This window comes from Mycolicibacter sp. MU0102, assembly GCF_963378105.1.
GTDB classification, from domain to species: Bacteria; Actinomycetota; Actinomycetes; order Mycobacteriales; family Mycobacteriaceae; genus Mycobacterium; species Mycobacterium holstebronense.
The window spans coordinates 2977719-2990503 of sequence record NZ_OY726398.1 but is presented as its reverse complement, the minus strand read 5'-3'; the positions used below and the strand labels follow the sequence as shown (position 1 = coordinate 2990503).

At 67.8% G+C, this 12785-nt stretch carries 13 protein-coding genes; 7 read left to right on the top strand and 6 right to left on the bottom strand.

The genetic code is table 11. From position 1 onward, the window contains the following. Positions 1-37: 37 nt before the first annotated feature. Complete coding sequence (locus tag RCP37_RS14025) at positions 38-739, bottom strand: IclR family transcriptional regulator (RefSeq protein ID WP_308483683.1); 702 nt, start codon at positions 737-739, stop codon at positions 38-40. 55 nt (positions 740-794) lie between these two features. Between RCP37_RS14025 and leuC the strand changes: the two genes are divergently transcribed. The 3 genes from leuC to RCP37_RS14010 all read left to right on the top strand — a co-directional run bounded on the left by leuC (position 795) and on the right by RCP37_RS14010 (position 3710). Next, complete coding sequence (leuC, locus tag RCP37_RS14020; protein WP_373693187.1) at positions 795-2213, top strand: 3-isopropylmalate dehydratase large subunit; 1419 nt, start codon at positions 795-797, stop codon at positions 2211-2213. Between the two features lie 28 nt (positions 2214-2241). Then, a complete protein-coding gene (leuD, locus tag RCP37_RS14015) occupies positions 2242-2838 on the top strand; it encodes a 3-isopropylmalate dehydratase small subunit (protein WP_308483681.1) in 597 nt (198 codons plus the stop codon). Positions 2839-3026: 188 nt separating this feature from the next. Continuing rightward, the gene (locus RCP37_RS14010; RefSeq protein ID WP_308483680.1) at positions 3027-3710 is read left to right on the top strand and encodes an HU family DNA-binding protein; all 684 of its coding nucleotides are present in this window, start codon (positions 3027-3029) and stop codon (positions 3708-3710) included. A 48-nt stretch (positions 3711-3758) separates the two neighbouring features. Here the strand turns inward: RCP37_RS14010 and mutT1 are convergent, their stop codons facing one another. Genes mutT1 through cofC form a run of 3 tightly spaced genes read right to left on the bottom strand, consistent with a single transcriptional unit; the run spans position 3759 to position 7618 of the window. After that, complete coding sequence (gene mutT1, locus RCP37_RS14005) at positions 3759-4691, bottom strand: 8-oxo-(d)GTP phosphatase MutT1 (protein ID WP_308483679.1); 933 nt, start codon at positions 4689-4691, stop codon at positions 3759-3761. 49 nt (positions 4692-4740) lie between these two features. Then, a complete protein-coding gene (locus RCP37_RS14000) occupies positions 4741-6948 on the bottom strand; it encodes an RNA degradosome polyphosphate kinase (protein WP_308483678.1) in 2208 nt (735 codons plus the stop codon). Further along, a complete protein-coding gene (gene cofC / locus RCP37_RS13995; protein ID WP_308483677.1) occupies positions 6938-7618 on the bottom strand; it encodes a 2-phospho-L-lactate guanylyltransferase in 681 nt (226 codons plus the stop codon). The genes RCP37_RS14000 and cofC overlap by 11 nt, the downstream gene beginning before the upstream one ends. Before the next feature lie 239 nt (positions 7619-7857). Between cofC and RCP37_RS13990 the strand changes: the two genes are divergently transcribed. Together RCP37_RS13990 and RCP37_RS13985 are read left to right on the top strand one after the other, a co-directional pair. Beyond that, positions 7858-8886, top strand: coding sequence for an NAD(P)H-dependent glycerol-3-phosphate dehydrogenase (locus tag RCP37_RS13990; RefSeq protein ID WP_308483676.1), 1029 nt, complete (start codon positions 7858-7860; stop codon positions 8884-8886). A gap of 58 nt (positions 8887-8944) precedes the next feature. After that, entirely contained in the window at positions 8945-10057 is a 1113-nt protein-coding gene (locus RCP37_RS13985) for a D-alanine--D-alanine ligase family protein (RefSeq protein WP_308483675.1), read from the top strand. A gap of 103 nt (positions 10058-10160) precedes the next feature. Here the strand turns inward: RCP37_RS13985 and RCP37_RS13980 are convergent, their stop codons facing one another. Next, on the bottom strand, positions 10161-10703 hold the full coding sequence (locus tag RCP37_RS13980; RefSeq protein WP_308483674.1) for a DUF3515 domain-containing protein: 543 nt from the start codon (positions 10701-10703) through the stop codon (positions 10161-10163). Between the two features lie 39 nt (positions 10704-10742). Between RCP37_RS13980 and RCP37_RS13975 the strand changes: the two genes are divergently transcribed. Then, positions 10743-11720 carry a thiamine-phosphate kinase gene (locus RCP37_RS13975; RefSeq protein ID WP_308483673.1) on the top strand — a complete coding sequence of 326 codons (978 nt, stop codon included), beginning with the start codon at positions 10743-10745 and terminating at the stop codon, positions 11718-11720. Positions 11721-11726: 6 nt separating this feature from the next. Then, positions 11727-12407, top strand: a complete 681-nt coding sequence (locus tag RCP37_RS13970; protein ID WP_308483672.1) for a uracil-DNA glycosylase — start codon at positions 11727-11729, stop codon at positions 12405-12407. A gap of 71 nt (positions 12408-12478) precedes the next feature. Here the strand turns inward: RCP37_RS13970 and rpmB are convergent, their stop codons facing one another. Continuing rightward, entirely contained in the window at positions 12479-12670 is a 192-nt protein-coding gene (rpmB, locus tag RCP37_RS13965; protein WP_024443272.1) for a 50S ribosomal protein L28, read from the bottom strand. Between the last annotated feature and the right edge of the window lie 115 nt (positions 12671-12785).

Genomic DNA, 12785 nt, shown 5'->3' with positions numbered 1-12785 from the left:
GCAGTCTGACAGGCGGACCAGGACCCCAGCGCCCGGGTTACAGCCGGGCCGTCAGGTCGCCGGCCGCCGCGAGCAGGTCGGCGGCCCAGCGCGACCCCGGGCGGCGCCCCATCCGGTCGATCGGGCCCGACACCGAGATCGCCGCCACCACCGTGCCGCGGTGATCGCGTACTGGCGCTGACACGCTGGCCACGCCGGGCTCGCGCTCGGCGACGCTTTGCGCCCAGCCTCGGCGGCGCATCTCCGAAAGGGTGCGGCTGGTGAACTTGGCCGCCGCCAGCACTTCCTCTTGCACGCCTGCATCGGCGTAGGCCAGCAAGACTTTGGCGCCCGAACCGGCGGTCATCGGCAGCCGGGCGCCGACCGGGACCGTGTCTCGCAGCCCCGCAGGAGGTTCTAGCGCCGCAACGCAGACCCGTTCGGAGCCTTCGCGGCGATACAGCTGCACGCTCTCGCCGGTGATCTCTCGCAGCCGCGGCAGCACCGCCGCGCTGGCCGCCCGAAGTGGATCGTCGGCGCGGGCGGCCAGTTCGCTGACCGCGGGTCCGATCTGCCAGCGGCCCTCGTTGTCACGCCCGAGCAGCCGGTGGGTCTCCAGGCCTGCGGCCAGCCGGTGCGCAGTGGCACGGGGCAGGCCGGTCCGCTCGCATAGTTCAGCCAGCCCGCACGGCGATTCGGCGATTGAGTGGAGTACCGCCAGTGCTTTGTCCAGAACGCCGATGCCGCTATGCTGTCCCATATACAGATACTAGCGTCTCAAAATATGAGACGACATGGATTGAGGGATGGCAGTGATGTTCAAGACCGAGCAGCCTCGCACCCTGGCCGAGAAGGTCTGGGCAGACCACGTCGTGGTATCCGGCGGCGGGACCGAACCCGACCTCATCTACATCGACCTGCACCTGGTTCATGAAGTCACCAGTCCGCAGGCCTTCGAGGGGCTGCGGTTGGCCGGTCGTCCGGTGCGGCGCCCGGATCTGACCATCGCCACCGAGGACCACAACGTGCCCACGGTCGACATCGACAAACCGATCGCCGACCCCGTGTCGCGTACTCAGGTCGAGACGCTGCGGCACAACTGCGCCGAGTTCGGTATCCGATTGCACCCGATGGGCGACATCGATCAGGGGATCGTGCACATCATCGGGCCGCAGCTGGGGCTGACCCAGCCCGGCACGACAGTGGTCTGCGGCGACAGTCACACCTCCACCCACGGCGCGTTCGGTGCCCTGGCGATGGGTATCGGCACCTCCGAGGTCGAACACGTGCTGGCCACCCAGACACTTCCGCTGAAGCCGTTCAAGACAATGGCGGTCAATGTCGACGGGAAACTCGCCGACGGCGTGACGGCCAAGGACATCATCTTGGCGGTGATCGCTCAGATCGGCACCGGCGGCGGCCAGGGTTATGTCATCGAATACCGGGGCAGCGCCATTGAGGCGCTGTCGATGGAGGCGCGGATGACGATCTGCAACATGAGCATTGAGGCCGGTGCCCGAGCCGGCATGGTTGCCCCCGATGAGACCACCTACGAGTACCTGCGCGGCCGGCCGCACGCGCCGACCGGTGCGGACTGGGATGCCGCCGTGGCTTATTGGAGCAGCCTGCGAACCGACCCCGGTGCGGTGTTCGACACCGAGGTCTATTTGGACGCAGACGCACTGACCCCGTTCGTGACCTGGGGCACCAACCCCGGCCAAGGCGTCCCGCTGGGCGCCGACGTGCCCGACCCGGAGGCGATCCACGACGAGGCCGAGCGGCGGGCCGCGGAGAAGGCGTTGGCGTACATGGACCTTCAGCCGGGCACGCCGATGCGCGAGATCGTGGTCGACACGGTGTTCGTCGGGTCGTGCACCAACGGTCGCATCGAGGACCTGCGTGCGGTGGCGGATGTGCTCCGCGGGCGTCAGGTCGCCGACGGGGTACGGATGCTGGTGGTGCCGGGTTCGATGCGGGTGCGCAATCAGGCCGAAGCCGAAGGCCTCGCGGAGGTTTTCACCGCCGCAGGTGCGGAGTGGCGCCAGCCCGGCTGCTCAATGTGCCTGGGGATGAACCCCGATCAGCTGGAGCCCGGGCAGCGGTCCGCTTCGACGTCCAACCGCAATTTCGAGGGCCGGCAGGGCAAGGGCGGACGCACTCACCTGGTGTCTCCGGTCGTCGCCGCCGCCACTGCCGTCCGTGGGACGCTGTCGGCCCCCGCCGACTTGAACTGACCGCCACGGTATTAAAAGGAGCCTAGTCATGGAAGCTTTCCGCACTCATACCGGAATCGGAGTCCCGCTGCGGCGGTCCAATGTCGACACCGACCAAATCATTCCCGCGGTCTATTTGAAGCGCATCACCCGGACGGGATTTGAGGACGGCCTGTTCGCCACGTGGCGTACCGATCCGTCCTTCGTGCTGAATCTCAGCCCTTTCGACCAAGGTTCGGTCCTGGTGGCCGGACCGGACTTCGGCACCGGATCGTCGCGGGAACATGCGGTGTGGGCCCTGCTCGACTACGGGTTCAAGGTGGTGATCTCCTCCCGATTCGCCGACATCTTCCGCGGCAATGCCGGCAAGGCCGGTCTGCTGGCGGCCCAGGTGGCTCAAGATGATGTGGAACTGCTGTGGAAAGTCATCGAGCAGAGCCCGGGGCTGGAAATCACTGTCAATCTTCAAGATCGGAATATCACCGCCGGAACGGTGGTGGTGGCGTTCACGATTGACGACTACACCGCCTGGCGGTTGTCGGAAGGACTCGACGATATAGGCCTTACGCTGCGGAAACTCGAGGAGATCGACTCATTCGAGGCTGCTCGCCCGAGCTGGAAACCGCGCACTCTGCCGGCTTCTTGAGGGCCTGCGCCGGAGCTTAATTCCGGTGGTTTCGACGCTCGCGTCAGCGTCCAAGGGCGGTAACCGGATTGCCGAATTCGCCCATAATCTCGTCTGAAATTGCGCGTGGCTCTTGGATATCAGTGGTATCAGGGTTTACCGTGTGCTCTAGTCGGCTCAAGTAGGGCCACTGGTCTCGGAGGGATTGGATGAACAAAGCAGAGCTCATCGAGGTGCTCACAAAGGAATTGGACACCGACCGCCGGTCGGCGACCGAGGCCGTCGAGCATTTCGTCAATGCCATTGTGCGCGCCGTCCACAAGGGTGAGAGCGTCACCATCACCGGGTTCGGCGTTTTCGAGCGTCGTCGTCGCGCTGCGCGCGTTGCCCGCAATCCCCGCACCGGTGAAACGGTCAAGGTGAAGCCGACGTCCGTCCCCGCATTCCGCCCCGGTGCGCAGTTCAAGGCGATTGTTTCTGGCGCGCAGAAGGTCCCGTCCGAGGGCCTCGCCGTCAAGCGCGGCGCTGGCGCCACTGCCGCGCCGGCCAAGAAGGCTCCGGCCAAGAAGGCCACCAAGGCCGCCGCCAAGAAGACTGCGGCCAAGGCTCCGGCTAAGAAGGTTGTTGCGAAGAAGGCAGCGACTAAGGCTCCGGCCAAGAAGGCCGTGACCAAGGCTCCGGCTAAGAAGGTTGTTGCGAAGAAGGCAGCGACTAAGGCTCCGGCCAAGAAGGCCGTGACCAAGGCTCCGGCTAAGAAGGTTGTTGCGAAGAAGGCAGCGACTAAGGCTCCGGCCAAGAAGGTTGTCGCCAAGAAGGCAGCCACCAAGGCCGTGGCGAAGAAGGCTCCGGCCAAGAAAGCCACCAAGGCTCCGGCCCGCAAGGGTCGCAAGTAGCAACGAATAGCCGAGCGCCGCGGGGTTATCCCCGCGGCGCTCGGTCGTTCATACCAGTGCTTGGGTAGCCAGCGGGCTACCGATGTGGTCGGCGGCGATCAGCCGGCCACCCGACAGTGACAGCACCCAGGTGCTGCCCTTGCGATTGCGCGACTTGTCCGGGCTGACGCCGTCGCGGTTACACCACCAGGCGATCAGGTCTGGAATCACCTTGCCTTGGGTACAGATAACCGGTGTCCCGCCCAATTCCGCGATCTCCACCACCCGGCGACGGGCCTGCTTCGGTTGCTCGGCGTAGGACTCCTCGGTCAGCGTCGGCTCCTTGTGCACGGCCACCCCGAGTTCGGCGGCCAATGGCTCCACCGTCTGCTCGCAGCGCACCCGGTCGGCCGCGTAGACCGCGCTCGCGCCGAAGGCCAGCAGCTGATCGGTGAGCGCCTCGGCTTGTGCGCGGCCCTTCTTGTCCAGCGGCCGCAGGCGATCATCGCCGGAGAACCGGGACCGACGCCCAGCGGTACCGTGCCGCACGATCAATACCGTTTGGGTGTCCGCGGGCTGCTTGACGAACCGCCGCAGTATCTTCCGGTCGTAGTCGTACTGCAGTTCCTTCATCGCGGCATCGACCGGTAGCCAGACCAGATCGTCGACCTCGTGGTTGGGCACGAAGTCTCCGCCCAGCGCCTGTGCAGCCCAGTACCGGACCTTCTTGACGCCCTGGGTTACCGGATAGCGGACCGCCCCCAGCCGGCGGCCCAGCTGTGCGTGCTGTCCGGTCTCCTCCAGGATCTCCCGCACGGCTGTCACCGGTTCGGTCTCACCGGGATCGACCTTGCCCTTTGGCAGTGACCAGTCGTCGTAGCGCGGGCGGTGGATGAGCGCCACCTCAACGGCATTGCGCCGGGTCCGCCACAGCACCGCGCCGGCGGCGTGGACGACCTGGTCTACCGTCCCGGAGCCATTCGACACTGTCGTTTTGAGCACCTTGCACTCCTGCAGGTCAATTCGGGCTTTCTTGGGCGGTGGGCCGGGGTCAGGGATTGCGGTGTCGGTCCATCAACGACGCCTGGTGATCGCGCACGGTGGCGCCGGCTTGCGGTTCCGCCGTCCACTGGCCCTCGGGCCCGAGCTCCCAGCAGCGGGTGGCCGGATCCATTGCGGAGTCGAACACATCGCCCAGTTGTGTGGTCAGCCGCGGGTTCTTCACCTGCACCATCACCTCGACCCGGCGGTCCAGATTGCGGTGCATCATGTCGGCGCTGCCGATCCAGTATTCGTCGATGGCGCGGAAGTGGATGATGCGTGAGTGCTCCAGGAATCGGCCGAGAATCGATCGGACGAGGATGTTTTCGGAGAAACCCTCGACCCCGGGCCGCAGTGCGCAGATACCGCGAACGAACAACTCAACTTGCACACCGGCGCGAGAGGCGCGGTAGAGCGCGTCGATCACCTGCTCGTCCACCAGTGAGTTGAGCTTGAGCCGGATCCGCCCGTTACCGGAGCGGCGGTGCGCCAAGACCTCACGTTCGATGCGTTCGATGATCCCGGTCCGGACACCGTGCGGGGCCACCAACAGGTTGCGGTAGGCAACTTTCCGCGAATAGCCGGTCAACGAATTGAACAGGTCGGTCAGGTCGGCGCCGATATCCGGGTCGGCGGTGAGCAGTCCCACATCTTCGTAGAGGCGCGCGGTCTTGGAGTTGTAGTTGCCGGTGCCGATATGGCAGTACCGCCGGATCGTGGAGCCCTCGCGGCGCACGACGAGGCAGACCTTGCAGTGGGTTTTCAGTCCGATCAATCCGTACACCACGTGCACGCCGGCCTGCTCCAGCTTGCGGGCCCACTTGATGTTGGCCTGCTCGTCGAAGCGGGCCTTGATCTCGACGAGTGCGACCACCTGCTTGCCGGCCTCGGCGGCGTCGATCAGCGCGGTGACGATCGGCGAATCACCGGAGGTGCGGTAGAGCGTCTGCTTGATCGCCAGCACGCCCGGGTCGGCGGCCGCCTGTTCGATGAACCGCTGCACGCTGGTGGCGAATGAGTCGTAGGGGTGATGTACCAGCACATCGCCTTCACGCAGGGTGGCGAAAATGCTTTTAGGGGTTTCCCGTTCGGCGAACGCCGGGTGGGTGGCCGGGACGAAGGTGCGGTCCTTGAGGTCGGGCCGGTCCTGGCCGTAGACCTGCCACAGCGAGGATAGGTCCAGTAGGCCGGGCAACTCGATGACGTCACCGGGGTCCACGTCGAGCTCCCGCAACAGCAGCTCCAGCATGTGCTCGGTCATGTCGTCGGCGACCTCGAGGCGCACCGGCGACCCGAAGCGGCGCCGCGCCAGCTCCCGCTCCAAGGCCTGCAACAGGTCTTCGTCGCGGTCCTCTTCGACCTCGAAATCGGCGTTGCGGGTGATGCGGAACGCGTGATGCTCGACGATCTCCATGCCGGGGAACAGCACCGGCAAGAACGCCGCGATCAGTTCCTCCATCGGCAGGAAGCGGACCTCGCCGCGTCCGTCGCCGCCGCTGGCGTCGGCGTCGAGTTCGACGAAACGGTCGACGTTGTCGGGGACCTTGACCCGCGCGAAATGGCTGCCGCCGTCCTCGGGACGCTTGACCGTCACGGCCAGGTTCAAGCTGAGGCCGCTGACAAAGGGGAACGGGTGCGCTGGGTCGACCGCCAGCGGTGTCAGCACCGGGAACACCTGCTCGTGGAAGTACACCGACAGTTGGTCGCGCTCGGCCGGCAGGAGATCGGCCCACGTGACGACGTGGATGCCTTCGGCGGCAAGCGCCGGGCGGACGGAGTCGAGGAACACCCGCGCATGGCTGGTGGCGATCTGCTGGGTCCGTTCGCCGATGCGGCGCAGTTGCTCACGTGGGGTCAGGCCGTCGGCCGAGCGCACCGACAGGCCCATCTCGTCGCGGCGTTTGAGGCCGGCGACTCGGACCATGTAGAACTCGTCGAGATTGGAGGCGAAGATCGCCAGAAACTTGGCTCGCTCCAACAGCGGCAAGGAGGTGTCGGCGGCCAGCGCCAGCACCCGCGCGTTGAAGTCCAGCCAGCTCAGTTCGCGGTTGAGGTAGCGGTCCGCGGGCAGTTCGTCGTCGTCGCCGGCCGGAAGAGTCTCGGTGGCAGCGGGAGGGGCGGTCGGAGCGGCGTCGTGCGGACGCCAGTCAGTCGTGTCGGTACGCGTCTCAGTGAGTTCGCTGCCCTCGATTTCGTCCACTCCGAAATCATTGCTCATCCCGCGTGCTACTGCCACCGGACTTGGCATGAGCAAGCGCGCGGGCCGTTGCGGTGCCGACGCCGAGCCGTCGCGCCACCGCCAGATCGTCCGGTGTGTCGATGTCACAGCGCAGGCCGGGCCAGGCGCCGGTCAGTTCCAGCGCTCCTGATTGCCGGTGCCGGTTCGAGGAATCCCGGCCGAATCGGGGATCCAGGGCGGTGCCGAACGCGAAGAGCGCCGCGGTCCCCATTCCATGCCGGTCAGCGACGAAGCTGCGCTGGTGCGTCCGTGCCGCGGCGATCGCCTCATCGAGTTCGTAGGATTGCAACGCCGGCAAATCACCTTGCAACACAACGATGTTCGGTATGGATTCGGTCACCGAGGCTTCGGCTGCGGCGAGCGCGTTGTTCAGCGGGTCGGCGTGACCGTCCGGTGTCGGGTCCTCCAACACCTCGGCCCCCAGTTCGGCGGCGGCCGCAGCGGCGGCCTCATCGGGGGTGACCACCGTGATGTGTTCCAGGCCGCGGGCGGCCGACGCCGCGCTGATGGTGTCCACCAGCATGGCCAGCACCACGGCTTCGCGCAGCGGTGCGGGAAACGCCGGTGCCAGTCTGGTCTTGGCGACGCTGAGCCGCTTGACGGCAATGATCAGGCCGATGCCGGATACCTCAGCCGGTGCGGAGTTCACACATCACATCCTGCCAGCGCCGGGCCGGGCGTTCCGCGGGCCGGGTCGATGGCGGTGACCCGCTTCGCCCGGCTCCGCCGCGCTCGCGATCACCGCAGGGTCGATGGCGGTGACCCGCTTCGCCCGGCTCCGCCGCGCTCGCGATCACCGCAGGGTTGATGGCGGTGACCCGCTTCGCCCGGCTCCGCCGCGCTCGCGATCACCGCTAAGGTGATGCGCCTATAGGGAGGTGGTGTGCGATGGGCGGCACCGAGGGCACGGTCGCGGTGATGGGCGCGGGCGCGTGGGGCACGGCTCTGGCCAAGGTGCTCGCCGACGCCGGCAGTGACGTCAGACTCTGGGCACGCCGGCCCGACATCGCCGCGCAGATCAACGAGACCCGACGCAACCCCGACTACCTGCCGGGCTTCGAGGTTCCCGACGCGGTGCGCGCCACCAGTGATCCAGCCGAGGCGCTGGACGGCTTGACCACCGTGGTGCTGGCCGTGCCGGCGCAGACGATGCGGGCGAATCTCCAAGCGTGGACGCCGCACCTGACCGACAGCGCCACGCTGGTCAGCGTCGCCAAGGGCATCGAGCTGGGCACGCTGATGCGGATGAGTCAGGTGGTCGCGGCGGTGACGGGGTTCGATCCCGGTCAAGTCGCGGTGGTGTCCGGCCCCAACCTGGCGGCGGAGATCGCCGCCGAACAGCCCGCGGCCACCGTGGTCGCCTGCACCGACTCCGGTCGTGCGGTGGCGCTGCAGCGGATGCTCAACACGGGCTATTTCCGGCCCTACACCAACTCCGACGTCGTCGGCACCGAGATCGGCGGTGCCTGCAAGAACGTCATCGCCCTGGCCTGTGGCATGGCGGCCGGCGTGGGGCTGGGTGAGAACACAGCGGCGGCGATCATCACCCGGGGCCTGGCCGAGATCATTCGACTGGGCGTCGCGCTGGGTGCCAAGGGCGCCACCCTGGCCGGCCTGGCCGGGGTGGGCGATCTGGTGGCCACCTGCACATCCCCGCACTCGCGCAACCGCTCGTTCGGCGAACGGCTCGGCCGGGGCGAGGAGATGCCCCCGGTGCCCGGGTCAGCGGGGTTGTTGAGCACCTCCGACGGTCATGTCGTCGAAGGCGTGACGTCATGTCAGTCGGTGCTGGCGCTGGCGTTGAGCTACGACGTGGAGATGCCGCTGACCGATGCCGTGCACCGGGTCTGCCACAAGGGGTCCTCGGTCAATGAGGCGGTGGCGTTGCTGCTGGGACGTCGCACCAAACCGGAGTAAGCCGCCCCCGGTTTATGGGGCGGTCCAGCTTCGCTAACCGCCCGGTAGCCTCTGGCGTGTGAATTCCCACGAACGCACCCGCGTGGCCGTCGTCTTCGGTGGCCGCAGTAGCGAGCACGCCATCTCCTGCGTCTCGGCGGGCAGCATCCTGCGCAACCTGGATCCGCAGCGCTTCGAGGTCGTCGCAGTAGGCATCACCCCGGAGGGGGCGTGGGTGCTCACCGACGGCAACCCCGACACGTTGGCGATCACTGACCGCCAACTGCCGGCGGTCAGCAACGACTCCGGCGCCGAACTGGCGCTGGCGGCCGACCCGCAGCGAGCCGGTCAGCTGGTCGCGTTCTCCGCCGCCGGGCCCGCGGAGGTGCTGGAATCGGTCGACGTGGTGTTTCCGGTGCTGCACGGCCCCTATGGCGAGGACGGCACCGTACAGGGACTGCTCGAGCTGGCCGGGGTGCCCTATGTCGGTGCCGGCGTGCTGGCCAGCGCGGCGGGCATGGACAAGGAGTTCACCAAGAAGCTGCTGGCCGCCGACGGCCTGCCGATCGGCCCCTACGCGGTACTGCGGCCCGCCCAGGAGACGTTGTCGATCGACGATCGGGAGCGGCTGGGGCTGCCGCTGTTCGTCAAACCCGCGCGCGGCGGGTCCTCGATCGGGGTCAGCCGGGTGACCTCGTACGACGAGCTTCCCGCGGCGATCGCCGAGGCACGCCGGCACGACCCGAAGGTCATCGTCGAGGCCGCGATCGTCGGCCGTGAAATCGAATGCGGGGTGCTCGAATTCCCCGACGGCTCGCTGGGCGCCAGCACCGTGGGGGAGATCCGGGTGGCCGGCGTGGCCGACCGCGACGATTCGTTCTACGACTTCGCCACCAAATACCTCGACGACGCAGCCGAACTCGACGTGCCCGCCAAGATCGACGACGACGTCGCCGAAGCCGTGCAGCAGTTGGCGATTCGCGCCTTCGCCGCGCTGGACTGCCAGGGGTTGGCCCGGGTGGACTTCTTCCTGACCGACAACGGCCCGGTGATCAACGAGATCAACACCATGCCCGGATTCACCACGATCTCGATGTACCCGCGGATGTGGGCGGCCAGCGGCGTGGACTACCCGACGCTGCTGGCGACGATGGTCGACACCGCCCTGGCTCGCGGCGTGGGGCTCCGCTGAGCTGCCCTGCCCGGTGGCGCCGAGCGTGCACTCCGCGCGAAAAAGCAGCCAAATATTCAGCCTGATTACACGCTCGGCGTGAGTGGTCAGCGCTGGCGAGTGGTCAGCGCGGCGGGCCCGGCCGGATCGGGACGGCGGCAACGGTGTCGGCGATCAGATCCGACACCTCCTGGATCGGCGTGGGACCCGAGCCCGGCGGCAGCGTCAGCGCCAGATAGACCTTCCGGTCGACCACATACCAGGTGGCCCGGTCGCCTTCGCGGACTTCGAACCACTGCACGTGGTTGACCACCTGGAGGGGGGAGCCCACCACGAAGTCGGCCGGCCGGTCCAGCCCACAGCGCAACACCACTGCCTCGCCGTCCTCGGCGGTCCAGGCCGCCGCGCCCTGTGGTGCCGGTGCCAGGAGCTCGGCGCGCCGATAATCGCCCAACTGAGCCGGTAGGGCATCGAGGAGGGCGCGGCAGTCTTCGCTGTCGGCGTGCGGAGCAGGCACCGTCGCTATCGGGACCGGCGCGGCGGGCCGCTTGCCGGGATGGTGCCGCGCGGCGACCGTCAGCGCCGCGCCTACCGCGACGACGGCGACCACCAGCGCGATGATCAGCGCGAGTCGCGGCGGTCCGTCCGCGTCGTTGTCCGTGGTCAAGCCCCGCCTACCGTTCTGATCACACCTACACTCCAGGCTGTGCGCGGTAACGAGCCCACGCTGGGTCAGCTTGGAGAGTTTCCCATGATCGACCGGCTGGTCGCCGGGCGACGTCAGCCCGACACCACCGAGTTGGGTCCCGGGGACGATGCGGCGGTGGTGAGCTGCGCCGACGGCCGGGCCCTGGTGTCCACCGACATGCTGGTGGAAGGTCGCCATTTCCGGCTGGATTGGTCAACCCCGCAGCAGGTGGGGCGCAAGGCGATCGCCCAGAACGCCGCCGATATCGAGGCGATGGGCGCACGCCCCACCGCGTTCGTCGTCGGCTTCGGCGCCCCGGCCCACACGTCAGCCGCCGACGCCGCGGCCCTGGCCGATGGGATGTGGGTGGAGGCGGAGCGCGTGGGTGCCGGCGTGGTCGGCGGCGATCTGGTCCAGGCCGACTGCTGGGTGGTGTCGGTCACGGTACTGGGGGACCTGGCCGGCCGGACAGCGGTGCTGCGGTCCGGGGCGCGGCCCGGGGCGACGCTGGCGGTGGCCGGCGAGTTGGGTCGCTCGGCGGCCGGGCTGCGGCTATGGAGTGACGGTGTGGGCGCGGAAGAATTTGCGGAACTGAGGCGCCGTCACCTGGTCCCGGAACCGCCGTACGGGCAGGGCGCGGTGGCCGCCGATGCCGGGGCGCAGGCGATGACCGATATCTCCGACGGCCTGATCGCCGATCTGGGGCACCTGGCCGCCGCGTCGCAGGTGACATTGCAGGTATCTACAGCGGCGCTGGCGGCCGATCATCGAGCCTTGGCGCCTGCGGCCACAGCGGTCGGCGCCGACGCGTGGTCGTGGGTGCTGGGCGGGGGAGAAGACCACGCCCTGGTCGCCGCGTTTCCCGGAGCGGTGCCGGCCGGTTGGCGGGCGATCGGGCAGGTGCTGGCGGGGCCGGCGCGCGTGCTGGTCGACGGAGCGGTGTGGGACGGGGAGGCGGGCTGGCAGTCGTTTGATTCCGACGCCCCATTACGTTGAGACACCATGACTGCGCGTCCACTCCCTGAACTTGTCGAAAGCGGTTGGGCCACTGCGCTGGCACCGGTGACCGATCACGTCGCCGCACTGGGGCAGTTTCTGCGTGAGGAGACGACGTCCGGCCACGGCTATCTGCCCGACGGGCAGAACATCTTGCGTGCCTTCACGTTTCCGTTCGACAACGTCAGGGTGTTGATTGTCGGGCAGGACCCCTATCCGACGCCCGGCCACGCGGTGGGCCTGAGCTTCTCGGTCGCGCCGGATGTGCGGCCGCTGCCACGCAGCCTGGAGAACATCTTCACCGAGTACACCGCGGATCTGGGCTATCCCAAGCCGTCCAACGGCGATCTGTCCGCGTGGGCGCAGCGGGGCGTGTTGCTGCTCAACAGGGTGCTCACCGTGCGACCGGGCACCCCTGCGTCACATCGCGGCAAGGGCTGGGAGGCCGTCACCGAATGTGCGATCCGCGCGTTGATGGCCCGCAGTCAGCCGATGGTGGCGATCCTGTGGGGACGTGACGCGGGGACGCTCAAGCCGATGCTGTCCGACCATTGCGTCGCGATCGAATCGCCGCACCCATCGCCACTGTCGGCGTCGCGCGGGTTCTTCGGATCTCGGCCGTTCACCCGTGCCAACGAGTTGCTGGCGCAGATGGGAGCCGAGCCGATCGACTGGCGACTGGAGTAGCGCGGTTCAGCGGGTCGCGCGCATCGCCGAGGAGGCAGGGGTGTCCCTGCGCTCGGCGAGAAAGAGCGGACTTAGCCGCGGACGACCTTGCCGGCCTTGATGCACGAGGTGCAGGCGTTCAGGCGCTGCTTGTTGCCGCCGGGACGCGCGGCGTGCACAACCTGAATGTTCGGGTCCCACCGACGGCTGGTCCGACGGTGCGAGTGGGATACCGACTTACCGAAGCCGGGGCCCTTTCCGCAGATATCGCACACGGCAGCCATATGTGACACTCCTCAAAACGTCTGCTTGAGGGCCAACGACCTCAGCGGGTGGCCCGACAACCTGATCAGGATACCCGCCCGGCGGGGCAACCTCCAAAACGCCCTATCGCGGGCG

Bases quoted from the DNA above. Each gene is read 5' to 3' on its own strand.
- RCP37_RS14025 (WP_308483683.1), bottom strand. From the start codon at position 739: ATGGGACAGCATAGCGGCATCGGCGTTCTGGACAAAGCACTGGCGGTA.
- leuC (WP_373693187.1), top strand. From the start codon at position 795: ATGTTCAAGACCGAGCAGCCTCGCACCCTGGCCGAGAAGGTCTGGGCA.
- leuD (WP_308483681.1), top strand. From the start codon at position 2,242: ATGGAAGCTTTCCGCACTCATACCGGAATCGGAGTCCCGCTGCGGCGG.
- RCP37_RS14010 (WP_308483680.1), top strand. From the start codon at position 3,027: ATGAACAAAGCAGAGCTCATCGAGGTGCTCACAAAGGAATTGGACACC.
- RCP37_RS14000 (WP_308483678.1), bottom strand. From the start codon at position 6,948: ATGAGCAATGATTTCGGAGTGGACGAAATCGAGGGCAGCGAACTCACT.
- RCP37_RS13990 (WP_308483676.1), top strand. From the start codon at position 7,858: ATGGGCGGCACCGAGGGCACGGTCGCGGTGATGGGCGCGGGCGCGTGG.
- RCP37_RS13970 (WP_308483672.1), top strand. From the start codon at position 11,727: ATGACTGCGCGTCCACTCCCTGAACTTGTCGAAAGCGGTTGGGCCACT.
- rpmB (WP_024443272.1), bottom strand. From the start codon at position 12,670: ATGGCTGCCGTGTGCGATATCTGCGGAAAGGGCCCCGGCTTCGGTAAG.